We start from the raw sequence: 25,738 nt of genomic DNA, 5'->3' as shown, positions 1-25,738 counted from the left end.
ATTATCGCAGATGTGACAGCGCAGGTTCAGATTGCTGCTTTCAAAGGCCATGGATGGCCTGAGAGTCCCTCAGAGCAGGGACAGCTCTGGAGGACGGAAAGCAGTTATCTGATTCCTGCAGCGGTTTCTGATGATCGCAGGACCAAAACAAAAGGACAGCTGACGTGTTACAGATTTACAACACCCTGACCCGTAAAAAAGAAGTCTTCAAGCCTATCCATGAAGGCGAAGTGCGTATGTATGTGTGCGGTATGACCGTATACGACCTCTGCCATATTGGCCATGCCCGGGTGCTGGTGTCCTTTGATGTGGTGACCCGTTACCTGCGCGCCAAAGGCTACAAGGTGACTTACGTTCGCAACATTACTGATGTGGACGACAAGATCATCAAACGCGCCAATGAGAACGGTGAAACCTTCACCGCTCTGACCGAGCGCATGATCGCAGAAATGCACAAGGACTCCGGCGAGCTGGGCGTACTGCCGCCAGATGCGGAGCCAAAGGCAACGGCTTATATCGCTGAAATGCAGGACATGATCAGCACCCTGATCGAAAAAGGCTACGCCTACGCACCGGGTAACGGTGATGTTTACTACCGCGTTCACAAGTTCGACGGTTACGGCAAGCTGTCCGGCAAGATTCTGGAAGAGCTGCAGGCCGGTGCCCGTATCGGCGTGGACGAAATGAAGGAAGACCCGCTCGACTTCGTGCTCTGGAAAGGCGCGAAAGAAGGTGAACCTTACTGGGAGTCTCCGTGGGGTAATGGTCGTCCGGGCTGGCACATCGAGTGCTCCGCCATGGGCAAGTGCTGCCTGGGTGAGACTTTCGATATTCATGGTGGTGGTCCGGATCTAAAGTTCCCGCACCATGAAAACGAAATTGCCCAGAGTGAAGCGGCCAATGGCAAGACCTTCGTGAATACCTGGATGCACGCCGGTGCAGTGCGGGTGGATAACGAGAAGATGTCCAAGAGCCTGGGCAACTTCTTCACCATCCGTGAAGTGCTGGAAAAGTATCCGGCGGAGGTGGTGCGTTACTTCCTGATCTCCAGTCAGTACCGCAGCCCGATCAACTACTCCGAAGACAGCCTGAAAGAAGCCGGTGTACGCCTTGAGCGTCTGTACACCGCTCTGGAAGGTCTGAATCTGGATGGTGTTGAGCCTGAGCGTGGCACCAGCTACGAAGAGCGTTTCCATGCGGCTATGGAAGATGACTTCAATACTCCGGAAGCGCTGGGTGTGCTGTTTGAACTGGTGCGTCACCTGAACAAGGCGCGCAAGGATGGCGAAGCCAACGCTGCCGCCCTGGGTGCTCTGGTTAAGGAGCTGGGTGGCCTGCTGGGTATTCTGCAGGACAATCCAGACGCCTTTCTGAAGTCTGGTGGTGACGTTGATGAAGCCTGGATTCTCGAGATGATCGAGAAGCGCAAGGCGGCCAAGGCAGCAAAAGACTTTGCTGAGGCGGACCGTGTGCGTGAAGAGCTGGCTGCTCAGGGTGTTCAGCTGAAGGATACCCGCGAAGGGACAACTTGGCAGATAGAGCGATAAGTCTGCTACTGCTGTACTATGAAAAAAGCGCCTTCGGGCGCTTTTTTCATTTGGAGCCTGTCGAGTGAGTTGATTGTTTTTGGTGGAGGATGTTCCGTTCTCTCTATCGAAGTGGTGTCAAAGAGTTGTGCGCTTTATGGTGGGTGATGGGGGACGCTGTAGCCATGAGTGGGCATTAATGTCATCAATAGTGGGGCGCATTCTCGGATCATAGGTGCAGCAGCTTTGAATAAAGTTTCTTGCCTGTGCTGAAGGTCTTAGTTTGGCAGCCTTCAGTCGCTGTTGGATGTAAAAAGATCCGAGTTCTTTGTCCGGATTGTCCAGACGGTATCTTTTCACACTCTGCTTCTCAGCTTCCGTGTAGGTGTCATTCTCGTCATCGCCCTCATCTTCGGAAAGTTCAAGAAAATAGGTTGGCTCATTGAGCAAGGCAGTGAGTGTTATGGCCCCCATAGACCAGATATCACCAGGTTTAGTATTGTTTCCGACCTCACCCTGTAAGGCTTCAGGTGCTGAATAGTCAACGGTTCCGGGGCAGAGGTCGTTGGCAAAGTGTTCTCCATCGGACAGTGCGGAGAGGCCGAAGTCGATAACTTTGATAGTGGCTAGGCTTTCGTCCGGATGAAATAGGAGGAGGGTGTTTTCGGGTTTCAGATCCCGGTGGGCAATATTGTTGTGGTGAAGGTAGGCAACCACTCCCGTCAGTAAACTGATAATTTGTTTAATCAGGGGTTCGGTGAATCGTTGGGATAGCGTGTTCAGTGCTGTCAGCATATCTATGCCCGGAATATGTTCCAGCACTAGCTGCAGTTTGTATTTGCCAGTCTCATGGTTTTTTAAAAGATTGAAACCAAAAATATTAACGATATTCGGGTGCAGTAAGTGCTGGAGAATTGTTGCTTCCCGTTTCAGGTAAAGAGCATTGAAATGCTCCTCATCGATGGTCTTGGTGACAATGTCGATAATACCTTCTGAGGATGGACCCCGATGTTGTCTTATCGATCCGAAGGATCCCCGCTTCAAAAGTTCAATGGTTTGAAAGTTTTTCATCGGGAATGATTGCAACCCGGCCTTGGACATGGCTTCCAATGTTGGGGATGTCGAATCAGTGGGGATCAGATGGGCGAGTTTGTCGCTGATAGAGAGGGGCGAAGAGGAAATAATGCCTGGGGTGCGAGTGTCCAGTATGGTTAATGTTTTTTTGGGCTGCGTTTCTTTTTTTACCACTCTGACATGACGAGTTGTTGCTGATCTCGGTGCGGGAGTTCGGATGATAGGGCGCTGGGGTTGTTGTGGAGGAATGGGCTGTGTCATCTCAGCTGATGTCTTAAGTGTAATGCTACTTAGGGATTGGATGATGTCGGCTGAGGTGTCACTCTGATGTTCCGGAGTGTCATAGGTTTCGGGGGCTGGTACTGACAGGCTTTCATGGTACAGAGTGTAAAAGGGAGTTTTTCCCATTGAGCTATAGGTCTGAAAGCGGTGTTCGCCGATTTGAATTGTATTGGAAGATGGCGTTTCAACCTGTGCATGATGTTGGCTGATGCCTGATTGATGGCCGGATTGCTGCTCCGGTGACATCAGTAGAATCTGGTGTTGGCTTGCTTCGGGATTATGCTTTCTGTCGGAGGAATGGAATCCGGTTTTCCATACCATGTACTGTTCCGAATAGTTTTGTGCCGGCGAGGAGTAAAAGAGGGTATCCGAACCTGAAGATAATGCGATCTTAGGCATTCTTTTTTTCAGGAGTGTCGGTGTATCCAGATGGGCAGAATCGGCTGATACCGGGTAGATGGTCAGTGAGATCCAGGGGTGCTTGTAAAGCGGGATGCTTGGGAGTTCAGTGTTGTTATCAACATTATCTGGGTACAGAGCAACAACCAGGTAGGTTGTCAGAGCGGCTGGCAGCTTGAGGGCTGTAAATCCGCTGAGAAATACAATCAGTGAAAAAAGCTGTGCGCATGCCGTTCGATTGAGTCGTTCAAGTTTGAGTGGGACGTATTCCCTGTGCGTCATAGGTATCAATGTCAATCGGTTGTCGTTTGTTAGTCAAGATAGCCCACGGATGGCGGCGCACAAGAACACACCCTAAAGCTTGGTGCTTTGTATTGGGGCGTAGTGATTGAGAATCCAGGGATGTTGTAATACCTGATCAATGTTGGGGCGGTTGCCAGGTTTGTACTGGCAGAGGCTTTGTACAAACTGATGGGCAAGATCTGATGGGCGGGGGAATGCCCTGTTGAGCAGATCCGTTGAGTATTGGGTGCCGAGTTCCTTATCGGGATTCTGCAGGCGATAGTCTCTTAGAAACTTAAACTCTTCATCGCTCATAATGCCAGGGATGACGTTGAGATGGGCGGGTGGTGCCGGGTAGGGTGGTCTTTTGGCCACAGTGATGACGCTTAATACGCCCAGTGTCCAGATTTCATTCTCTTTAAAGTCAACATTCGGATCGCCTCGAATCGTTTCCGGGGCGGCATAGTCGATACTGCCGGGAAAGTTTTTAGTGGGGTATTTCTTACCATTGCTCAGTGCGGACAGGCCGAAGTCGATAATCTTAAGACTTTCCAGCTGCATATCCTCGGTCAGGGACAGCATGATGTTTTCACCCTTCAGATCACGGTGGGCAATATTGTTGTGATGTAGATAGTGCACGGTCTCTGCGACGGTGGTGATAATTTGTCGGGCAAGGTCTTCGTTAAACTGCCTGTAGTTGTCTCGAAGTGTCAGCAGTAGGTCTTTTCCGGGCAGGAATTCCAGCACCATTTGCAAGGTAGCGGGGCTTTCCGGGTCATCGTCATCCACCACATTGAAACCCAGAAAGTTAACAATGTTTTGATGGGAGAGGGTGTGGAGAAACAAGGCCTCCCGTTTGAACTGATACGCCTCGTGTTTATCTTCCGGGATGCTTTTGATGACGACCTGTCTGCCCCCGTGTCGACTTGGCTGCCGATAGAGATCGACCCGGCCAAAGTTGCCGGTGTATATGTTTCTTGAGAAGCGGTAATGGGTTAGGGGAAATGGCTGGAGGCCGGCATTCTCAAGTCCCTGCACGGAAATAGACATGGAGTCTGATCCCATCCTGCGAGACAGTTGCCGGCTTAGTGGCTGAAATTGTGCTTGCGCATGCGGCAGTCCCTGGGAGGTTCCGGTCGGCAGGCTTCTTCGGGTCATTTCCTGCCGGTCTTTTATAGGGGTTGGCAGGGATGATGGTTGGGAGCTCGGTTTGGCTGAGAACGGGCGGCTGGATTTATAGCTATGTAGTGGTGTTGCCTCATCCATCTGGGACAGCTGGTCTTCCATAATTGAAAACTGATGGTCCAGCTCCTGCATGAGCTGGGTGACTTCCTCGTTGGTCGGAATGTAGTTGGAACCGCCGCTTTCCGGGTAAATCGTGTTTGACGGTATGACTCCGTCGCTGGGGTTAAAGACTTTGAAATGTTGGGAATCGATAATGAGCTGGTTGGGGCCGGGCGACAGTATCTGTTTGGTCGTGTCTTCGAGGGAGTAGCAGGCCTGGTAGGCTGGCGACATGCGCAGGATGGTTTCCTGGTAAGCACCTTCTATAGGCGGCTCCTGCGCGGAATGGATGGTGGTCTTCCAGGCCGCAAATTGTTTGCCAACGGCTGTTGCTCTGCTGAAGAAGATCGAGCTCATTCCCTGGGTCATGGTGATATCGGGCATTCTTTCCCGAATTAGCTGCTCAGTTGTGGGTGGATGGCTGTAAGCCGGCAGTGGATGGATGGTCAGGGATAGCCAGTCTTGCTGGTGGAGCGGGGTGTGTAGCCGTGAATGGTCCCGGTCTACGGGGTGATCGTATTGAACAATCACCAGATAATTTCTGGCTCCGGCGGCGGCTGTCGGGCTGAGCAGTATCAACAGCATGACAGGCAGGAGCCAGAAGCTGGTCGTTCGCTGCGGCAGGCGTGGTGAGTATGCGGTGGTGGCGGGGTTTCCGTACATGATAAACATCGGCCTGTTGTCGTTTGTAGGTCAAGATAGACCACGAGCAACAAGCCTGAAGAACAAAAAGCTACGTTTTTGCTGTACAACCACAACATGGGTTTAGATTATGATCAGGACATCTGAAATAACCCAAAGGCATAAAGGGTTCTTGCCTGCGCCGATTATGTTTATCACTCCTTATTGTACGACCCATAGTCAGAATACCTTTTCCTTCACCCGTGAGCAGGCCAGCCGGTTTGCCAAGCAGGTGGCCAATGACTTCAACCCGATTCACGATGAGGACAGCAAGCGCTTTTGTGTGCCGGGGGATCTGTTGTTTGCCCGCATCCTGAGTGAGCGTGGTGTCTCCACCCAGCTGAAGGTTTCCTTCAATGGTATGGTGAATGACGGAACAGTGCTGACTCTGGAAGATCAGGGTAACCATCGTTTCTCTCTGAAGGATGACAATGGCAAGGAATACCTTGAGCTGGAAGAGCAGGGTGGTGAGCGGATTACCGATCCGGCGGTTATCGAGCGGCTGATTCGCAGTTATGTCTCTTTTTCCGGGGAGAACTTCCCGCATCTGCTGGTGCCGCTGATGAAGGATGGCGGGGTGATGATTAACCCGTCCCGGCCGCTGGTGATTTATGAAAGCATGTCTATCTCACTGCAGGCCACGGAGCTGGTGGCTCCTGAGCTGGCACCGGCCGGTTCAGAGTTGAAGGTGGATGGTCGTCGTGGCACTGCCACCCTGCACTTTGAATTCCGCGATCAGGGACAGGTTGTCGGTACCGGAGTGAAGACGATGGTGCTGTCCAGTCTTCGGGAATACACCCAGACCGACATTGATGCACTGGTGGATGAATACAATAGTCGTCGGGATCGTTTTGCGGCCTGATGGCGAAGTAAACTGAACAGATACAAAAAAGGCGACCCGGGAGGTCGCCTTTTTATTGTTGGGCAGAAAGCTGTATACGAAGTTTTAAGCTTTCTTCACCACGGAGCATTTCAGGTAAACCTGGCCGTGGCCATCGATCTTGCAGGAGATGTCATGGCCGTTGACCGGGTCATCCAGCAGACGAATTTTTTTCACCTTGGTGCCGGACTTGATGGTGCTGCCGCCTACCTTGAGATCCTTCACAACGGTGACGGCGTCGCCATCAACCAGTGTATTGCCATTCACATCAATAAAGCCGGTCGGTGCTTCTTCTGCCTCGGCTTCGCCGGACCACTCGTAGAAGCACTCCGGGCAAATCCACATCTGGCCGTCGCTGTAGGCATAAGGGGAGTGGCACTTAGGGCATTCTTTCTGGGAATCGTCAGACATGGTTGTTCCTCGCTGAACTCAAAATGTCGCGGCCATCCGGGTTGATGGTGTTTATACATCGAACAGGATGACTACATAAAAGGAAGGGCGCGTATTATGAGAGCCCGAACTCGGGTATGGAAGACAGGAAGTCCTATAGAAAGTAGCTGGATGGCGAAATTCTGTTTAGTCTTAGTGAAAAAGAACTGTGGTGTTGGTGATTGCGGTTGGTCGCAGCTTTTAAGCGTTGACGAAGGCGGAAGGTAACAGTAATATTCGCCGCGTCGCTGGGGCAGCCCGGCATGACATTATCGGGGTATAGCGCAGTCTGGTAGCGCGCCTGCTTTGGGAGCAGGATGTCGGGAGTTCGAATCTCTCTACCCCGACCATTTATCAAGCAGCTCGCAGGGTTGCGGGTTGTTGTGTTTGGTAAAGCTTGATAGGTCGCTAGATGCTTAGCTTCTGGTGAATGGCCTGGTAAGTTCATGCGCCCGTAGCTCAGTTGGATAGAGCATCCGCCTTCTAAGCGGATGGTCGCAGGTTCGAATCCTGCCGGGCGTGCCATCTTCAAGATATCTTCTTTCGCTCCTGCCGTTGTGTGACCCCTGCTGTAAAGTTGGTGCTCTAACAAATGTTGATCTGGTAAAAAGAAAATCACTTGCTCGATGGGGCTTGTAAGTTTCGCTCGAATGAGTATCATTCCGGCGGTCGATGAGGCCTTAAGGGTTGAATCGAAAAGAAAGTTTAGTGGTGGACGTAGCTCAGTTGGTAGAGCCCAGGATTGTGACTCCTGTGGTCGAGGGTTCGATCCCCTTCGTTCACCCCACTTTTCTAAAATCAGGTGCTTAATTTCTTTCTGCGGCTGGTTTTGAAAATGGTCGAAAGGCCAAAAGTAAATGAGATGGTGGACGTAGCTCAGTTGGTAGAGCCCAGGATTGTGACTCCTGTGGTCGAGGGTTCGATCCCCTTCGTCCACCCCATTTTCCCAATGGGTGGCCTGCCTCTCATTGTTTTATCTTCTTTATGATGTGAAGATAAAAGGTATAGCAGTTATTTAAAGTTTTAGTGGTGGACGTAGCTCAGTTGGTAGAGCCCAGGATTGTGACTCCTGTGGTCGAGGGTTCGATCCCCTTCGTCCACCCCACTTTTTGCTTTAAAGCAGTGCTGCGGATGTGGTGGAATTGGTAGACACGCTGGATTTAGGTTCCAGTGCCGCGAGGCGTGAGAGTTCGAGTCTCTCCATCCGTACCATAAAATTCGATCTTAGGGGATAAGCTTGCTTATCCCCTTTTTTCGTATATGTCGGCCTGCGTCGGGGTCTGGAATGCCCCGCCAGCGTTGATGAGAATAAATAAAGTGCGCAGTGATGCCTCAGGCTGTTCTGTGCTGCTGAAGAATCTGATACCCTGTTGCGCTTTCTGAGCATTGGTTTGATAAAAACGCTCGTTGCAACACTTGGTTTATGAGGATTAACCATGCAAGTCTCACTTGAAACGACTTCCGGCCTCGAGCGCCGCTTGACCATCACGGTTCCTGCTGAAACTGTAGAAACCCAGGTTGATAAGCGTCTGCGCGATATGAGCAAGCGTGTAAAGCTGGACGGTTTCCGCCCTGGCAAGGTGCCATTCAAGGTGATCAAGAAGCGCTACGGCCTGGGCGCTCGTCAGGAAGTTCTGGGTGAGGTTATGCAGTCTTCCTACATGGAAGCTGTAATCAAGGAAGAGCTGCAGCCTGCAGGTGCTCCCAAGATTGAACCTAAGAACATTGAAGAAGGCAAAGACCTCGAGTTCGTTGCCATCGTAGAAGTGTACCCGGAAGTTGAAATCGCTGATTTCGCCAAAATCTCCGTAGAGAAGCCAGTTGCTGAAGTGTCTGAAGAAGACGTCAACAAGATGCTGGACACCCTGCGTGAGCAGAGCAAGACTTTTGAAGCCGCTGAAGAAGGCGCTGCTGCCGAGCAGGGCGACCTGGTTATCATCGACTACAAGGGCACCGTTGACGGTGAAGCCTTTGAAGGTGGTGCAGCCGAAGGTCAGCGTCTGGAACTGGGTTCCGGCCGTATGATTCCTGGCTTTGAAGACGGTATCGCCGGCATGAAGGCTGGTGAGCAGAAAGACATCAACGTGACTTTCCCTGCGGAATACCACTCTGAAGAGCTGAAAGGCAAAGACGCTGTGTTCGCTATCACTGTGAACGAAGTACAGAAGCCTGTACTGCCTGAGCTGAACGAAGAGTTCTTCTCCCGTTACGGCGTTTCCGAAGGTGGCCTGGAAGGCTTCCGTGAAGAAATTACCAAGAACATGGGTCGTGAACTGAAGCAAGCCGTTAAGAACAAGGTTAAGAACCAGGTTATGGACGGTCTGATTGAAATTCACAACGTTGAACTGCCAGCAGCACTGGTTGAGCAGGAAATCGGCCGTCTGAAAGAGCAGGCTGTACAGCGTTTCGCCAGCCAGGGCATGCAGGGCCTCGACGCCTCCGCTCTGCCAAACGAAATGTTCCAGGCTGAAGCTGAGAAGCGTGTTCGTCTGGGCCTGATCGTTGGTGAAATCGTTAAGGTTCGTGAACTGAAGCCTGAAGATGACCGCGTTCGCGCTATGATTGAAGAGATCGCCTCTGCTTACCAGGAGCCTCAGCAGGTTATCGACTGGTACTACGCTAACGAGCAGCAACTGAGCCAGGTTCAGTATGTTGTGCTTGAGGAGCAGGTGGTAGATACTATTCTTGAAGCAGCACAGGTTTCTGAGAAAGCCTGCAGCTACGAAGAAGCAATCAAGCCGGCCCCGGCCAAAACCGAAGAGGGCGCCGAAGAAGAATCCGCTGAAGCTTAATCGAGCGAAGGCGTTTTCCTAAAACGGCCCCTGAACGGGGTGTCGCCTGCGGCGGCACCCCAGACTGACAAGGAGCCATTCAAGGACATGTCCCACTTTATCGATTACCGCGCTCCCGACATCACTGCCAGCGGATTGGTGCCGATGGTTGTCGAGCAGACTGCACGCGGTGAACGTTCCTACGATATCTATTCCCGACTGCTCAAAGAGCGGGTGATCTTCCTGGTCGGCCAGGTTGAAGATCATATGGCGAACCTGGTGGTAGCCCAGCTGCTGTTCCTGGAAGCCGAAAATCCTGATAAAGACATTCATCTCTATATCAACTCCCCAGGTGGTTCCGTGACTGCCGGCATGGCGATCTACGATACCATGCAGTTCATCAAGCCAAACGTCTGCACCTACTGCATCGGCCAGGCGGCCAGCATGGGCGCACTGCTGCTGGCTGCGGGTGAAAGTGGCAAGCGTTTCTGTCTGCCGCACTCCCGGGTGATGATTCACCAGCCGCTGGGTGGATTCCAGGGTCAGGCCTCCGATATCGAAATTCACGCTCGTGAAATCCTGTCCATCAAGGACAAGCTGAACCACGTGCTGGCTCACCATACCGGTCAGCCTCTGGAAGTGGTTGAGAAGGATACCGATCGTGACAACTTCCTGTCTGCCGAAGACGCCATGAAGTATGGCCTTGTTGACAAGGTTATGGATCGTCGCGCGATGCATGGGGAAAGCGGCAAGTAAGATCCCGGACCTGCCGTTGCAGAAATGCGTGAAGCGCAAACCTTGTAACGGCGGGTTTCCTGATGCGACATCAGGTTGGTGTGGGGTCAATTTTGTTTCTTTTCTGGTTGCAGCCTTGAAAAGTTGCTGCAAAAACCGCATCTTGTTTCTATATAGATAGAACTCTATGGAAAATATCCTTCGGGATGTTTTCTGGCTGGGCTTGTTTTCAGGTCCGATAGCCGAGTTGAACAGGCCAGGCCGGAAGATAAAGAGGGCTGGTGACTGGTAAAGACTGTTTTTCGACTGTATTGATTACAGTCCCGTGATAGCAGGATATTGCGAATGACCGATCAAACAAATGGAAAGGGCGAAGACAGCGGTAAGCTGCTTTACTGCTCCTTCTGCGGCAAGAGTCAGCATGAAGTGCGTAAGCTCATTGCCGGTCCTTCGGTCTTCATCTGTGACGAGTGTGTCGATCTGTGTAACGATATCATTCGCGAAGAAGTACAGGAGAATGTTCCTGAGGGTACCAGCGAAAAGCTGCCGGTGCCGCGGGAAATCAAAAACATTCTCGATGAGTATGTGATCGGCCAGGCCCGTGCCAAGAAGGTACTGTCTGTGGCTGTTTATAACCATTACAAGCGTCTGCAGGCGGGTGAGAGCCGTAAGAAGGAAGATGTTGAGCTCGGCAAGAGCAACATTCTTCTGATTGGCCCGACCGGTTCCGGTAAAACCCTGCTCGCTGAAACGCTGGCACGTCTTCTGAATGTTCCGTTCACCATTGCTGATGCCACGACACTGACCGAAGCCGGTTATGTGGGTGAAGATGTTGAGAATATTATCCAGAAGCTGCTGCAGAAGTGTGACTACGACGTAGAAAAGGCCCAGCGCGGTATTGTCTACATCGATGAGATCGACAAGATCTCCCGGAAGTCCGATAACCCATCCATCACCCGTGATGTTTCCGGTGAGGGTGTGCAGCAGGCATTGTTGAAACTGATTGAAGGCACGGTTGCTTCTGTTCCACCACAGGGTGGCCGCAAGCATCCGCAGCAGGAATTCCTGCAGGTAGACACCTCCAATATCCTGTTTATCTGTGGCGGTGCCTTTGCCGGCCTGGAGAAAGTGATTCGCGACCGTACTGAGAAGGGTGGTATCGGCTTTACTGCCGACGTGAAGAGCAAGGATTCCGGCAAGAGTGTTGGTGAGGCCTTCAAGGGTGTTGAACCGGAAGATCTGGTGAAGTTCGGTCTGATTCCGGAATTCGTTGGTCGTCTGCCGGTGATTGCTACCCTGGAAGAGCTGGATGCCGAGGCTCTGGTGCGCATTCTGACCGAACCGAAGAATGCTCTGACCAAGCAGTACTCCCGCCTTCTGGAAATGGAAGAGGTGGAAGTAGACTTCCGTCAGGACGCTCTGGAAGAAGTCGCCAAGCAGGCGATGGAGCGTAAGACCGGTGCTCGTGGTCTGCGTTCCATTCTGGAGAATGTGCTGCTGGATACCATGTATGACATCCCGTCTGACAAGACCATTACCAAGGTGGTGGTTGACGCGAATGTTATCCGTGGTGAGTCCGAGCCGCTGCTGATGTACGAAAACCCGGAGCAGCCGCAACAGCGCGCGCTTCCTGAAGACTGATACGTTGTCTGACAGCGTTGCCATGTCTTGATGATAAGCAGGCCGGACACTCGTGTTCGGCCTGTTTTTTTATGAGTGTGTTATCCAACCCGCATGCATGTCAGCGACTGTTCTGTTGCTGACAGTTTGTGTTACCGCAGATGTAATCAATCTGTAATCGCGTTCTGTCTGAAGACTCCCTGTTATGCTGCCTGACTGAATCGGTGACTGTGGCCAATGAACCCACAGGGCAGGTTTCGGTCAGATAACTTGATCCTGTTTTGTTCTTGTATTTTTGAACATGAACCCTCATCTTAGAGTCAGGCTTCTGACGACAACAGGGTCAGCAGAGCGCCTCCGGTTAATTGATGTGTTGTACACATTGGCAAGGCCGGGAAGTACAACAAGAGAGGGCTGTATATGGAACAACAAGAGACTCGCCGGCAGGAACGGATTGAGCTGCCATTGTTGCCATTAAGAGACGTGGTGGTCTATCCGTACATGGTGATTCCCCTGTTCGTGGGCAGGGACAAGTCCATCCAGGCTCTCGATGTGGCCATGGAATCTGACCGTCGTATCTATCTGGTAACCCAGCGCAATGCCCAGGATGATGACCCTGAGCAGGAACAGCTTCATGAGCTGGGTACTGTGGCGACGATCCTGCAGTTGTTAAAGCTCCCTGATGGCACTGTTAAGGTTCTGGTTGAAGGCAGCCAGCGTGCCGAACTGAATTCCCTGAATCATCACGATGGCTATTCCACTGCAGTTGTTGATGTGCTCGCTGAAGATGAATTGGAAGAGCGACGCAGTGAAGCTCTGACGCAATCCCTTTACGGCCAGTTTGAGCAGTATGTTCAACTCAGTAAAAAAGTCCCTGCTGAGGTATTGAGCTCGCTGGCGGATGTGGTTGATCCGGCCCGCCTGTCGGACAGCATTGCTTCTCATATGGTTTTGAATGTTGAAGAGAAGCAGAAGATTCTGGAAATCGTTGATCTGGTTGAGCGTCTGGAATACCTGATCAACCTGATGGAAACCGAGATCGACCTGCTGCAGGTGGAGAAGCGGGTGCGTGGCCGCGTTAAGAAGCAGATGGAGCGCAGCCAGCGGGAGTACTACCTCAACGAACAGATGAAGGCGATCCAGAAAGAGCTGGGTACGCTGGAAGATGAGCAGGATGAGCTGGAAGCTCTCAAGACTCAGATTGATAATGCCGAGATGCCGAAAGAGGCGAAAGAGAAGACCATGGCCGAGCTGAAGAAGCTCCGTCAGATGTCTCCTATGTCGGCTGAGGCGACCGTGGTGCGCGGTTACATTGACTGGATGATCAATGTGCCGTGGAAAAAGCGCAGCAAGGTCCGTCACGATCTGAAGAAAGCGGAAGAGATTCTGGATCAGGATCACTTTGGTCTGGAAGAGGTTAAAGAACGTATTCTCGAATACCTCGCCGTGACTCAGCGTGTCCGCAAGCTGAAAGGCCCGGTCTTGTGTCTGGTCGGTCCTCCTGGGGTGGGTAAGACTTCTCTGGGTGAATCCATTGCCCGCGCTACCAACCGTAAGTTTGTGCGTATGGCTCTGGGTGGTGTGCGTGATGAGGCAGAGGTGCGTGGTCACCGCCGGACCTATATCGGTTCCATGCCGGGCAAACTGATCCAGAAGATGTCCAAGTCCGGTGTGAAGAACCCGCTGTTCCTGCTGGATGAGATCGACAAGATGGGCGTGGATATGCGGGGTGATCCTGCCTCTGCGCTGCTGGAAGTGCTTGATCCGGAACAGAACAGCTCGTTCAACGATCACTATCTGGAAGTGGATTACGATCTGTCCGATGTGATGTTCGTATGTACCTCCAACTCCATGAATATTCCGGCTCCGCTGCTGGATCGTATGGAAGTGATTCGTATCCCGGGTTACACCGAAGACGAAAAGATCAATATCTCCCGTCGCTACCTGTTGCCGAAGCAGCAGAAGCGTTCCGGTCTGAAAACCGGTGAGCTGGATGTTTCCGATGAGGCAGTGCGTGATCTGGTGCGTTACTACACCCGTGAATCCGGTGTGCGTGGTCTGGAGCGTGAAATCGCCAAGATCTGCCGTCGGGTGGTGAAGGAGAAAGCACTGGGCCGTGATGATGTGGTTGAGTCTGTTGGTCCTGATGATCTGGATCACTACTCCGGCGTTCGTAAGTTCAACTATGGACTGGCGGAAGAGCAGGATCAGGTCGGTCAGGTGACAGGCCTGGCCTGGACTTCAGTCGGTGGTGAACTGCTGACCATCGAAGCGGTGGCGGTACCGGGCAAAGGTCGGATCATCAAGACCGGTTCCCTCGGTGATGTTATGCAGGAGTCGATTCAGGCGGCCATGACGGTTGTACGCAGCCGTGCGCAGGTACTGGGTATTCCTGCGGACTTCCATGAGAAGAACGATATCCACATCCACGTGCCGGAAGGTGCCACACCGAAGGATGGTCCAAGTGCTGGTATCGCCATGTGTACCGCATTGGTTTCTATCCTGACTGGTATTCCTGTGCGCGCCTCTGTTGCCATGACCGGTGAAATCACCCTGCGTGGCCAGGTGCTGGCGATTGGCGGCTTGAAAGAAAAGCTGCTGGCCGCGCACCGTGGCGGTATCCGCACGGTCCTGATACCGGATGAAAATGCCCGCGATCTGAAGGAGATCCCTGACAATATCAAGAATGATCTGGATATCCGTCCGGTGAAATCCATTGATCAGGTGCTGGAAGTGGCCCTTCAATATGTCCCTAAGCCCCTGCCTGAAACCGAAGCACTGGTGAAGGAAAAGGAGCAGGAATCCAAGGCTGTTGAATCCGGGGTGAATACCCATTAAGGCTCTTTTCGCAGGCAGTCTCGACTGCCTGCGAAGGCTTTATTTTCAAGGGATTCTTGACAGTTACGGAAATCAGTTGGTATAAAAAATCAACTTTAGACTTCCTATGGCAGTCTTACCTGAACGGTCTGTACCGGGATCTTCTTTCAGAGCTAACGGTGATCAGGGCGACTGAGGGTGGTTTTTCAGAGTTGGCGATACAGGATTTGTAGGGCCGGTTCTGATCCAGAAGCACCCATCCGTACTTAACACATGAAACGATGTCGAATCGTAAGGGGAAAAGTGTGAACAAGTCAGAACTTATCGATGCCATTGCAAACTCTGCTGAGATTCCTAAGGCTTCTGCCGGCCGTGCTCTGGATGCAGTGATCGATTCCATTACCGGCGCCCTGACCGGTGGTGAGCCTGTAGCCCTGGTTGGTTTTGGTACTTTTGATGTTAAAGACCGTGCAGCCCGTACTGGCCGTAACCCACAGACTGGTCAGCCGATCGAAATTGCTGCCTCCAAGGTGCCTAGCTTCAAAGCTGGTAAGGCTCTGAAGGACGCGGTAAACGGCTAATCCGACCGCAGGCGGATTCCGCAAGGCCATACGGCCTCCCGAATACCCTGAAAGGCGCATCTCCGAATGCGCCTTTCTTTTTGTCTGGATTCCATCGATTCGGGGAACTCTTAGTGGCTTCGCTGCTCCATGATGCTGACAGGAATAAGAAAGCTGCCGAAGAAATGGGAAAGAAACACAGAGAAGGGCAGATTCTTATGCATCTGTCTGTTATTCTGTGCCCGTTCATCGGTTGATGAAATCAACAATCAGGCCCGCATGCCGGCTCGTTAGCTGGCCGGTTAAATGGAATCGTTGACGGGTATAGTATTTTGAGGATGTCGCAGAGGATACGATGCTGCTTCAAGACATGAGAGAGAAGGCGCAGGGGTGGGTTGCGAAAGTCATTGTCGCTGCCATCGCCTTCACCTTTGCTATTTTCGGGCTGGAGTCCCTGAGCCCGAATACCGGAAACCCAGATGTTGCCACCGTGAATGGTGAAGCCATTACTCAGCAACAGTTAATGGAAACCATGGATCAGCAGCGCCGTGTTCTGATTCAGCAGATGGGCGATAATTTTGATCCATCCATGCTGGACAGCCCAATGCTGCAAAACGCGGCTCTGGAAAGCCTGATTCAGCGTGCGCTGCTGCGTGCCCGTCTTCAGGATGACCAGATGGTTGTGTCTGAAGCGATGCTGGATGAAGTGATCCGTACCGCTCAGGAATTCCAGGTTGACGGCCAGTACAGCCCGGACCGGGTTATGCAGTACGTGCGCAATATGGGTATGACTGTGGCTCAGTTCCGCAACATGCTGCGTGAAGAGATGATCTCTACTCAGCTGCGCGCCGGTATTGCCGCCTCTGAGTTTATGACCACGGCTGAACTGCAACAGCTGAATAACCTGCAGACCCAGACCCGCGATATCAGCTGGCTGACTCTGAATAATGAGCAGGCCCGCAATGCTGTTAACGTCAGCGATGATGACGTGGCAGTTTACTACGCAGACAACGGCTCCCGCTTTATGCAGCCGGAGCAGGTAAGCGTGGATTACATTGTTCTGGATAAGAACAAGATCGCTGAAACTATTCAGGTTTCCGATGCGGATATTCGTGCCCGTTACAACGCTCAGGTTGCTGATCTGAAGAACAAGGCTTCCAACGAGCTGCGTGCTTCCATGATCCTGCTGGAGCCTAATGGCGACCGTGATGAAGCGGCGACCTTGGCTCAGGCGAATGAGCTCTCTACTCAGCTGAAGAATGGTGCAGACTTTGCCGCACTGGCTCAGGAGTTCTCCGATGATCCGGATTCTGCTGCTCAGGGCGGTTCTCTGGGTGCGGTAGAGACTGGCTTCTTTGGCAGTGAGTTTGACAGTGCGCTGGCGGGCCTGGAAGCTGGTGCTGTCTCCGAGCCTGTACAGACCGATTTTGGTGTAGTGCTGATCCGTCGTGACGGTTCTGCCGAAGCCCGTATCCCGTCCCTGGAGCAGATGCGTGCTTCCATCGAACGTGAGCTGCGCAATCAGGCTGTGGATCCACTGTTTGTTGAGCAGTCCCAGATGATGGCGGATATCAGCTTTGAAGCCTCCGATCTGGCACAGCCGGCTGAAACCATGGGTCTTGAGATTCAGAGCAGCCCTTTGTTTGGCCGTAACGGTGGCGAAGGCATTGCAGCCAATGCTCGTGTTGTTGCTGCAGCGTTCAGTGAAGATGTGCTGGAACTGCGTGCCAACAGTGATCTGGTCGAACTGAGCCCGGAACAGGTTGCCGTTCTGCATATCCGTGAGCACAAGAAGTCTGAGCAGAAGCCTGTGGCTGATGTGAAAGATGAGATTGTTGCCGCTATCCAGACTGAGCGTGGTGCAGAGCAGCTGAAGCAGCGTGCAGAAGCCGTTATTGCCGAACTGAATGGTGGTGCTAATGCTGAGCAGCTGGCTACTTCCAATGGCCTGACCTGGGCGGCTCAGGAGAAGAGCGTACGCTTCAACCGTGAAGTGCCAGCGCAACTGCTGGCAGAAGCCTTCCGCCTGCCGCATCCGGCGGCCGGTCAGTTCTCCTACGGCACAGCCACTCTGCCAAATGGCGATATCGCTGTGATTCGCATCGCCAATGTGGTGAACGGCAATGATGCGCTGGATGCTGATCAGGCTCGAATGATGGGAACCTCTCTGGCCCTGCGTCAGGGTACCCAGATGTACGACGAGTATGTTCGCAACCTGCGTGACACCGCTGATATCAAAGTGGTACAGGCTGACAGCGAAGGCTGATAGTCGGGCGATTCATTGAATCGCTATACAACCTTGATAAAAAACGGGCCAGAAATCATTTCTGGCCCGTTTTTTTATGTCTTCCCATCGAGAGGAGGCTTTGCTTTTACTGATAACGTTTATGAATGGCTGCTGCTGTGCCATCGGCTTTTATCGCATCAAGAGTTGTCTGCAGCTTCTTGATCACATTGACCGGAGTCTGTTTGTTAAAGGCCAGATGCAGGCCCTTGGATTCGACTACGTAAATCTGTTTGATATTGGTGACGCCCACTTTACCGGCGTTATAGGGGCCGGAAAGGCTACCGCTGGCCCAGACATCAATACGACCCTGTTCGAGCTTGGTCGCGTTATAGCTGTCTTCCGGGGTTTCTATGACTTCAATGCCTTTGGATTTGAGAAGTTGTGAGACATAGTCGTCTTTGTAGGCACCCACCTTGTACTTTTTCAGATCCTCGATGGTATTGATGGTGAGATTGCTTTTTGCCATGGTGAACAGGACATAGTCATTATCGACGACCGGACCGACCCATTGGAACAGTGGTTCTCTCTCTGCGCTTCTGGCTGTTGAGAAGATGGCGTAGTTCGGTTTTTTCAGGGTCTGGTTGTAGATTCTGCTCCAGGGGAAGCGCAGCGTGAAGGTTGCCTCGATATTGGCGCGTTTCACCATTTCCCGAATGATATCGGTGGAAATGCCTTCGACTTCGATACCCCGGGCAAAGTTACGATCATCAACACTCATATTGAACGGAGGGTAGTTCTCCGTCAGCAGCGTCAGCCGCTCTCCAGCCTGAACCGTTAATGCAGACGATAACAACAGGGCTGCAGCCAAGGACTTTTTTATCATTCTCATGTCTTGTCTCACCTGAATCCTGAGCACTCACAGAAACCAGTCATACTGAGGCTTTTGTTACTAATGGTGTTGATATTGGTCAGTTCAGGCACGCTTTGGTGAAAGAATTGAATCGTCGTGCTCTAAAAAAGAGGTTGCGGCGTGTGTTATGTGAGATGGTGTCGGTTCATTGTTGGATTCGTGTAACGCGGCTATGTTGCATCCGGCCTTTACGATAATCTATGCGCAAGCTAGGGTCTGTGGACGCTTGCTGATGCGACTCAGTGAGACTGTAAACGGCTTATCGTTAGAAAGGCTTGTGAAAATCGTAGATTCCTACATTAAGCAAGCCTGACGCAGCGAGAAGCCGTTTACAGCCTCACCCGAAGGGCTTTTCCGAGAGCTTCCATGTCGTCGTTGCAGTGGCTTGAAAGAGAACCACTATTCCTTCACCACTGCGTCTAGCCCTGAAAGCTCTCGGAAAAGCTGAGTCCGATCAGCAAGCGTCCACAGACCCGATACATGACGTAACGCGTACGTACCTTAGGGATCCAGCATGATTATCAAACCTAAAATTCGTGGGTTTATCTGTACCACAACCCATCCGGTGGGTTGTGCCCGGAATGTTCAAGATCAGATTTCCTTCGTGAAGTCTCAGCCCAAGCTGGAAAATGGCCCGAAGCGGGTACTGGTTGTCGGTTCCTCCAGTGGCTATGGTCTGGCCTCCCGCATTGCTGCGGCCTTTGGCAGTGATGCCTCTACCATTGGTGTGTTTTTTGAAAAGCCGGGCACTGAGCGCAAGCCGGGCACCGCCGGATGGTATAACAGTGCCGCCTTTGAGCAGGCTGCCCACGAAGCTGGTCTGTATGCCAAAAGCATCAATGGTGATGCCTTCTCTAATGCCGCCAAGGAAAAAGTGATTGAGCTGATCAAGGCAGACCTTGGTCAGATTGATATGGTCGTTTATTCCCTGGCTTCACCGGTGCGTAAGCTGCCGGATACCGGTGAGGTTATCCGTTCAAGCCTGAAGCCGATTGGTCAGCCGTATGTGGCGACAGCGGTTGATACCAATAAGGATCAACTGTTTGAAGCGTCTGTTGAGCCGGCGACCGAAGAAGAGATTGCCAACACAGTGACTGTGATGGGTGGACAGGACTGGGAACTGTGGATCAATGCTCTCAGTGACGCCGGTGTGCTGGCGGAAGGCTGCCGTACTGTTGCGTACAGCTATATCGGTACCGAGCTGACCTGGCCTATCTATTGGCATGGTGCACTGGGTCGGGCCAAGCAGGATCTGGATCGTGCTGCCGGCGAGTTGAACCAGAAGCTGGCCGCAATTGGCGGTGGTGCCAATGTTGCCGTTCTTAAGAGCGTAGTGACCCAGGCCTCTTCCGCGATTCCGGTTATGCCTCTCTATATCGCCATGGTGTTCAAGAAGATGCGTGAGCAGGGGCTGCATGAAGGCTGTATCGAGCAGGTCTGGCGTATGCTCAGCACTCGTTTGTACCAAGGCGGTGAGATACCGACAGACGACGAAAACCGTCTGCGTCTGGATGACTGGGAGCTGCGTGATGATATTCAGCAGCATTGTAAAGAGCTGTGGCCGCGTCTGACCAATGAAAACCTGTCCGAGCTGACTGACTATCAGGAATACAAGCATGAGTTCCTGACGCTGTTTGGCTTTGGTCTCGATGGCATTGACTACGATGCGGATGTAAACCCGGAAGTGGCATTTGATGTGATTACCCTGGAAGGGTAACTCTCTTCCGGTGCTGGAAAGGCGACCATGGGTCGCCTTTTTTTTGTGAGTGATTTTTGTTTAAAAAATGAAAGTAGGTAAAAATACCTACTTAAGGATATTTTGTACTGCTGTAATATTACATCAGTACATCATGCATTAACGACGATGGTGGTTTTATGGCACAGAATGCAGAACTGGTAAAAGGCTGGCAAAAGTTTATCGAGCTCTTTGATCAGGATCATGATGAGAAAGCATTGAACCGTTTGTTTTCGGTACTGCTGACCAGTGAAGAACGCACGGCCATTTCCCACCGGATCGAAATCCTCAGTTCACTGCTGGAGGGTAATGAGTCCCAGCGGGATCTGTCCGCACGGCTGCAGATCAGTATTGCGACCGTAACCCGGGGCTCCAACAACCTGAAGCAGCTCTCGGATAAAGACAAGGCGTTCCTGCGAACGTTGTTACTGGATGAATAAACCGGGTGGCTGGTCTGGTTAATTGTGATACCAGACTTCCACCCGGCCCATTTTGTGGTTGATAGTGATTATGGATAGCCCGACACAAAACTCTGCGGCTCCCCGCGACAGTTTTCACAGCCAGCTTGGCTTTATTCTCGCCTGTATTGGCTCTGCTGTCGGTATGGCCAATATCTGGCTGTTTCCTTACCGGCTGGGTCAGTTTGGTGGTGCTGCGTTTCTGATTCCCTATGTACTGTTCCTGTTGATCGGTGTCTGGGGCGTACGGGGCGAGATGGCCTTTGGCCGCGCCATGCGGGCCGGTCCGTTGGGTGCCTTCAAGAAAGCCTTTGCCTGTAGAGGTTTGAGAGGAGGCGAACTGATCGGTCTGGTACCGGTGATTGCTTCTCTGGGTATTGCTGTTGGTTATGCGGTTGTGGTGGGCTGGATATTGCGCTTTACCTTCGGTGCCATGACTGGCTCGATGATGGCAGCGGAAAGCAGTGGTGCCTACTTTGGTGAAATCGCAGGACCTTACGGCAGTGTACTCTGGCATCTCCTGGCGCTGGGTATCACCTTTGCCATTATGATCTTTGGTGTCGCCCGGGGCATTGAGCGGGTGAATAAATTTATGATGCCCGCGTTCTTTATCCTGTTCCTGATTCTGGCAGTGCGGGTGTTTACTCTGCCGGGGGCGATGGAAGGCTACAAGTATCTGTTTATTCCTCAGTGGGCGTTTCTGGCCGACCCGAAAACCTGGGTCTATGCCCTAGGGCAGGCGTTCTTCTCCCTGTCATTGGCGGGCTCCGGAACTCTGGTTTACGGCAGCTATCTGAAGAAGACCGATAATGTGGTGAGCAGTGCCCGTAATGTTGCGATCTTCGATACCTTTGCGGCATTGCTGGCTGCAGTTGTGGTGATACCGGCGGTGTTTGCCTTCGGCCTGGATGTGTCTGCCGGTCCGCCGCTGATGTTTATCACCATGCCCAATGTGTTCAAGATGATGCCTCTGGGCGAAGTGTTTGCGGTGATCTTCTTTATTGCCGTCCTGTTTGCCGGTATCAGCTCGCTGATGAATCTGATGGAAGCGCCGGTGGAAGCGATGCAGCAGCGCTTTGGCCTTTCTCGCGGCGGGTCTATCGCTGTGGTGGCGCTGGTCAGTGTGGCTGCCGGTCTGAGACTCGAAGATGGCAATGTGCTCGGACAGTGGATGGATATTGTCTCTATCTATCTGATCCCGCTGGGCGCTCTGCTGGCGGCTGTGATGTTCTTCTGGGTATGCGGTAAGGAGTTTGCCCGGGAACAGGTGCAGCTAGGTCATAGTGGCAAGCTCAGCCCATTGTTTGAACCGATGACCCGTTATGTGTTCTGCGGTACGACATTTGTTGTTTACGTACTGAGCATTGTTTACGGTGGTATTGGTTAAGGCAGTCTTGGTTAAGGTGAGCATTCTGCGCGTCTAACATGAAAAAGGCTTCCCTCGGGAAGCCTTTTTCATCCTTAAAACTTCGTTAGAAAATCACCGCCAGAGTGATAGCTACCAGGCCGCAGGCCAGGCTGGCAAAAGACAGCAGCTGGGTTTGGCGGGTTTTGTGCTGGAACTGCTCGGTAAAATGACTCTGCAGCTGCTGCTCCTGCTGGCTAAGCAGGGATTTAATCTGCTGGGTCATTTGTTCTTCAATGGAGTGGCGAACCTTTTCAGCAATATCGTGATGCAGCTGATCACTGCTCAGGCTGGCCAGTCCATACTCTTCCGCCTGTTCGTAAAACTCCGCGCGAACCGAATGCTTGATATTTTCCTCAATCAGTTGGCCAATATCGTGGGTCAGGCTCTGGTGCAGCTGGCTGTGCAGGGATTTGGCTGATTCCACCAATGTGTTTTCATGGCCGGATTCCAGCTGTACCTGCATCCGCTCGAAACGGTTGTTGAGGGAGCTGTCCAGCTCCTGGCGATGCTCACGCAGGGCTGACTCAATCTCTGTCAGGTTATTGCTGCTGATCTGTGCGCTCATCTGTTCGAGCATTTCTGGCTGGCGCTCGTTCAAGTAGGTTTCAACAGCAGTATGGATACTGGCATCAATGGCCGGTGCCTGAACTGGCTCTGGAGTTGGAACCGGTGTTGGTTTGGCTTTTGACTCATCCTCGCCAGCGACCAGTTCAAAAGTCGGGGCAGAGCGGGAATAGGTGGTCAGTATCTCAACCAGCCGTTCTTCCGGCGCGGGCTTGGAGATAATGTCCGCAGCGCCATTGGCCATGGCTTCATCGCGATAGGCTTCCCCTTCCCGGGAGGTGCACATGATCACCGGAATATCCGCAGTTTTCGGGTTGCCCTTGATGGCGCGAGTGGCTTCAAAGCCATCCATACCCGGCATCAGGTGATCCATAAAAATAATATCCGGAGTGCGACTCTCGAGAATATTGAGGGCGTCGCCGGCGGACTCAGCAAAACAGATATCAATATTCTGTTTCTGCAGCATTTTCTTCATGGAGTAACGGGCTGACTTGGAGTCGTCAACTACGAGGGCCTGAATTGTGGCAGTCATTAGTCGTTCGGATCACTTTTTATGATTTTCGGGAGTTATAGCATCACGTAATCGGCAAATAAACCGATGAAGACGAAAACTGTCTTATAGGTCATATTTGAATAAAAAGTCGGGGCTTTTTCCTTGGCGCAAAAAATTCCATACAATAAAGAATCTGCCAGTTTTTACGGCAGACAGATTTTAGCGTGTTCACGGATGTGGCAGGGCACAGTGAGAAAAGGGAAATCACCCGAAAGCGGTCATAAAGGGGCAGGCCATCAGGCCGCCGACGAAAAAGAGTCTATCCAGGGACGGCTGCGCGTGCTGCTCCGGGAAGGGCTGATGCTGGTGTGGATTGTGCTGGGCGTCTATCTGACCATGGCGCTGATCAGCTACTCACCTCAGGACCCGGGCTGGACCCGTATCGGTCCGGTGGCGGATGTACACAATATGGGCGGACGGGCCGGTGCCTGGTTTGCCGATGTGTTCCTGAGTCTGTTCGGTGTGCTGGCGTTTCTGTTCCCGTTGCTGCTGTTCTTCCGCAGCTATGTGGTTTTCAAAACCCGCCATGAAGAGAACAGCTTCCATGGACCCTTGTTTACCCTGCGGGCCGTAGGGCTGGTGCTGTGCCTGATTTGTGGCACGGCCTTGGTTGCGCTGCATGTCGGCGATGTTCTGAATATGCCGTCTAATGATGGTGGGATTATCGGACAGCAGACCGTTGAGCTGGTGCTGCCGGTGCTGAGCTTTCATGGCACCACCCTGATTATGGTGGCGCTGCTGCTGTTTGGTATTACCTTGCTGACCGACCTGTCCTGGTTTGCTCTGATGGATGGTGTTGGTGCCGTCACACTGGCTCTGCTGGACCGTATTGCCGAGCAGGTGCGTCAGCTCCGTGAAAAAATGTCTGCCCGACGCGAGCGTCAGGCGCTGGACAAGGTTCGCAAAGATCGCGAGCAGGTGTTGCAGAAAGAGAAACAGCGCCAGCAGAAGCGTGAGCCTGTGGTCATTGCGCCACCACCGAAAGTACCGGAGCTCAGCCCGAAGGTGGTGAAAGAGAAACAACAGACTCTGTTTACCGATGAACCGGTGACCGGTGAACGACCGGCTCTGGGGCTTCTGGATCAGCCGGATAAGACCCACAAAAAAGGCTACTCAGCTGAGTCGCTGGAGGGTATGTCCCGCCTGCTGGAGCTCAAGCTGAAAGATTTTGGCGTGCAGGCAGAAGTGGTGGCTGTGCATCCCGGTCCGGTGATTACCCGCTTTGAAATTCAGCCGGCGGCGGGCGTAAAAGTCAGCAAGATTACCAATCTGGCCAAAGACCTTGCCCGCTCGTTGGCGGTGATCAGTGTGCGTGTGGTGGAGGTCATTCCTGGCAAGTCTGTGGTGGGTATCGAGATTCCGAATGAGGATCGTGAAATTGTTTATTTCAGCGAGCTGATCTCCTCCAAGGCCTTTGATGATTCCGAGTCCCCGCTCACCATGGCTCTGGGCCATGATATTGCCGGTCAGCCTGCGGTGGCCAATCTGGCCAAGATGCCACACCTGCTGGTGGCCGGTACCACCGGTTCCGGTAAGTCGGTGGGCGTGAACGCCATGATCCTCAGTCTGCTGTATAAGGCCTCACCGAAAGATGTGCGGCTGATTATGGTGGACCCGAAGATGCTGGAATTGTCGGTGTACGAAGGTATTCCTCATCTGCTCTGTCCGGTTATCACCGATATGAAAGAAGCGGCCAATGGTCTGCGCTGGTGTGTGGCTGAGATGGAGCGTCGTTATAAATTGATGGCGGCTATGGGCGTGCGGAATATCGCCGGCTTCAATCGCAAGGTGGAAGATGCCGCCAAGGCCGGTACGCCGCTGACGGATCCGCTCTATCAGCCGGTTTCTATGGATGATGCCGCGCCAGAGTTGGAAACCCTGCCGTTTATCGTGGTAGTGATTGATGAGTTTGCCGACATGATGATGATCGTCGGCAAGAAGGTGGAAGAGCTGATTGCCCGTATCGCCCAGAAGGCACGGGCGGCGGGTATTCATCTGATTCTCGCGACCCAGCGGCCGTCGGTGGATGTGATCACCGGTTTGATCAAGGCCAACGTGCCGACCCGCATCAGTTTCCAGGTCTCTTCCAAGATCGATTCCCGTACCATTCTGGATCAGGGCGGTGCCGAGCAGCTGCTGGGGCATGGTGATATGCTCTATCTGCCACCGGGCACCAGTCTGCCGGTGCGGGTGCATGGCGCGTTCGTCAGCGATGATGAAGTGCATCGGGTGGTTGCTGATTGGAAAAAGCGCGGCGAGCCCAATTATATTGAAGAAGTTCTTAACGGGGCTGCTGATGAAGGTGGTGGCGAGTTCTCAGACGGCGGAGATTCAGAGCAGGATCCGCTCTATGATGAGGCGGTGGCGTTTGTTACCGAATCCCGCAAGGCTTCCATCTCCTCTGTGCAACGCCGCCTGAAGATCGGCTATAACCGCTCCGCCAATATTATTGAGGCAATGGAGCGAGCCGGGGTGATCAGCCCGGCGGGCAGTAATGGCAACCGCGAAGTGATCGCGCCGCCACCGGTGAAATAACTGAACAG

General features: G+C 52.6%; 17 protein-coding genes and 6 tRNA genes. 18 read left to right on the top strand and 5 right to left on the bottom strand.

The genetic code is table 11. The annotated features are described in order from the left end of the window. Positions 1–164: 164 nt before the first annotated feature. The gene (gene cysS / locus EHSB41UT_RS15140) at positions 165–1,547 is read left to right on the top strand and encodes a cysteine--tRNA ligase (RefSeq protein WP_087111321.1); all 1,383 of its coding nucleotides are present in this window, start codon (positions 165–167) and stop codon (positions 1,545–1,547) included. Between the two features lie 117 nt (positions 1,548–1,664). Here cysS and EHSB41UT_RS15135 read toward each other — a convergent pair whose 3' ends face one another. Together EHSB41UT_RS15135 and EHSB41UT_RS15130 are read right to left on the bottom strand one after the other, a co-directional pair. Continuing rightward, entirely contained in the window at positions 1,665–3,563 is a 1,899-nt protein-coding gene (locus EHSB41UT_RS15135; RefSeq protein WP_087111319.1) for a serine/threonine-protein kinase, read from the bottom strand. 72 nt (positions 3,564–3,635) lie between these two features. Continuing rightward, positions 3,636–5,510: a serine/threonine-protein kinase gene (locus EHSB41UT_RS15130; protein ID WP_165767281.1), complete on the bottom strand. Its 1,875-nt coding sequence runs from the start codon at positions 5,508–5,510 to the stop codon at positions 3,636–3,638. A gap of 109 nt (positions 5,511–5,619) precedes the next feature. On the opposite strand from EHSB41UT_RS15130, the gene EHSB41UT_RS15125 reads away from it, so the two are divergent. Next, positions 5,620–6,390: a DUF3581 family protein gene (locus EHSB41UT_RS15125; RefSeq protein WP_242667333.1), complete on the top strand. Its 771-nt coding sequence runs from the start codon at positions 5,620–5,622 to the stop codon at positions 6,388–6,390. An 84-nt stretch (positions 6,391–6,474) separates the two neighbouring features. Here the strand turns inward: EHSB41UT_RS15125 and EHSB41UT_RS15120 are convergent, their stop codons facing one another. After that, positions 6,475–6,819 carry a zinc ribbon domain-containing protein YjdM gene (locus tag EHSB41UT_RS15120; protein ID WP_087111315.1) on the bottom strand — a complete coding sequence of 115 codons (345 nt, stop codon included), beginning with the start codon at positions 6,817–6,819 and terminating at the stop codon, positions 6,475–6,477. Between the two features lie 291 nt (positions 6,820–7,110). Between EHSB41UT_RS15120 and EHSB41UT_RS15115 the strand changes: the two genes are divergently transcribed. From EHSB41UT_RS15115 to EHSB41UT_RS15060, 12 genes are all read left to right on the top strand, one after another. After that, positions 7,111–7,187 (top strand) — tRNA-Pro (locus EHSB41UT_RS15115). 98 nt (positions 7,188–7,285) lie between these two features. Further along, positions 7,286–7,362, top strand: a tRNA-Arg gene (locus EHSB41UT_RS15110). A 186-nt stretch (positions 7,363–7,548) separates the two neighbouring features. Next, positions 7,549–7,624, top strand: a tRNA-His gene (locus EHSB41UT_RS15105). Between the two features lie 78 nt (positions 7,625–7,702). Beyond that, positions 7,703–7,778, top strand: a tRNA-His gene (locus EHSB41UT_RS15100). Positions 7,779–7,866: 88 nt separating this feature from the next. After that, positions 7,867–7,942 (top strand) — tRNA-His (locus tag EHSB41UT_RS15095). Positions 7,943–7,964: 22 nt separating this feature from the next. Then, positions 7,965–8,049: transfer RNA gene (locus tag EHSB41UT_RS15090), tRNA-Leu, on the top strand. A gap of 224 nt (positions 8,050–8,273) precedes the next feature. Next, positions 8,274–9,629 carry a trigger factor gene (tig, locus tag EHSB41UT_RS15085; RefSeq protein WP_087111313.1) on the top strand — a complete coding sequence of 452 codons (1,356 nt, stop codon included), beginning with the start codon at positions 8,274–8,276 and terminating at the stop codon, positions 9,627–9,629. Between the two features lie 87 nt (positions 9,630–9,716). Next, entirely contained in the window at positions 9,717–10,364 is a 648-nt protein-coding gene (gene clpP / locus EHSB41UT_RS15080) for an ATP-dependent Clp endopeptidase proteolytic subunit ClpP (protein ID WP_087111311.1), read from the top strand. 324 nt (positions 10,365–10,688) lie between these two features. Next, complete coding sequence (gene clpX / locus EHSB41UT_RS15075; protein ID WP_087111309.1) at positions 10,689–11,984, top strand: ATP-dependent Clp protease ATP-binding subunit ClpX; 1,296 nt, start codon at positions 10,689–10,691, stop codon at positions 11,982–11,984. Between the two features lie 399 nt (positions 11,985–12,383). Continuing rightward, positions 12,384–14,801 carry an endopeptidase La gene (lon, locus tag EHSB41UT_RS15070; protein ID WP_087111307.1) on the top strand — a complete coding sequence of 806 codons (2,418 nt, stop codon included), beginning with the start codon at positions 12,384–12,386 and terminating at the stop codon, positions 14,799–14,801. 284 nt (positions 14,802–15,085) lie between these two features. Then, complete coding sequence (locus EHSB41UT_RS15065; RefSeq protein WP_087111305.1) at positions 15,086–15,361, top strand: HU family DNA-binding protein; 276 nt, start codon at positions 15,086–15,088, stop codon at positions 15,359–15,361. Positions 15,362–15,695: 334 nt separating this feature from the next. Next, positions 15,696–17,606: a SurA N-terminal domain-containing protein gene (locus EHSB41UT_RS15060; protein ID WP_087111304.1), complete on the top strand. Its 1,911-nt coding sequence runs from the start codon at positions 15,696–15,698 to the stop codon at positions 17,604–17,606. 106 nt (positions 17,607–17,712) lie between these two features. Here EHSB41UT_RS15060 and EHSB41UT_RS15055 read toward each other — a convergent pair whose 3' ends face one another. Next, positions 17,713–18,450 (bottom strand): substrate-binding periplasmic protein, encoded by a 738-nt coding sequence (locus EHSB41UT_RS15055; RefSeq protein ID WP_165767280.1) that lies wholly within the window; start codon positions 18,448–18,450, stop codon positions 17,713–17,715. A 541-nt stretch (positions 18,451–18,991) separates the two neighbouring features. Between EHSB41UT_RS15055 and fabV the strand changes: the two genes are divergently transcribed. The 3 genes from fabV to EHSB41UT_RS15040 all read left to right on the top strand — a co-directional run bounded on the left by fabV (position 18,992) and on the right by EHSB41UT_RS15040 (position 22,057). Next, entirely contained in the window at positions 18,992–20,194 is a 1,203-nt protein-coding gene (gene fabV / locus EHSB41UT_RS15050) for an enoyl-ACP reductase FabV (RefSeq protein ID WP_087111302.1), read from the top strand. Between the two features lie 158 nt (positions 20,195–20,352). Beyond that, on the top strand, positions 20,353–20,652 hold the full coding sequence (gene trpR, locus EHSB41UT_RS15045) for a trp operon repressor (protein ID WP_087111301.1): 300 nt from the start codon (positions 20,353–20,355) through the stop codon (positions 20,650–20,652). Between the two features lie 70 nt (positions 20,653–20,722). After that, positions 20,723–22,057 carry a sodium-dependent transporter gene (locus EHSB41UT_RS15040; RefSeq protein WP_087111299.1) on the top strand — a complete coding sequence of 445 codons (1,335 nt, stop codon included), beginning with the start codon at positions 20,723–20,725 and terminating at the stop codon, positions 22,055–22,057. A gap of 85 nt (positions 22,058–22,142) precedes the next feature. On the opposite strand, the gene EHSB41UT_RS15035 is transcribed toward EHSB41UT_RS15040, so the two are convergent. Further along, positions 22,143–23,174 carry a response regulator gene (locus EHSB41UT_RS15035; protein ID WP_087111298.1) on the bottom strand — a complete coding sequence of 344 codons (1,032 nt, stop codon included), beginning with the start codon at positions 23,172–23,174 and terminating at the stop codon, positions 22,143–22,145. Positions 23,175–23,369: 195 nt separating this feature from the next. Here EHSB41UT_RS15035 and EHSB41UT_RS15030 point away from each other — a divergent pair, with 195 nt between their 5' ends. Further along, positions 23,370–25,730 (top strand): DNA translocase FtsK, encoded by a 2,361-nt coding sequence (locus tag EHSB41UT_RS15030; RefSeq protein ID WP_087111296.1) that lies wholly within the window; start codon positions 23,370–23,372, stop codon positions 25,728–25,730. Positions 25,731–25,738: the final 8 nt, after the last annotated feature.

The organism is Parendozoicomonas haliclonae (assembly GCF_900174585.1).
Classification (GTDB): domain Bacteria; phylum Pseudomonadota; class Gammaproteobacteria; order Pseudomonadales; family Endozoicomonadaceae; genus Sansalvadorimonas; species Sansalvadorimonas haliclonae.
Note: the sequence above shows the minus strand (reverse complement) of the source record. Positions and strands in the feature narration are given on the sequence as shown.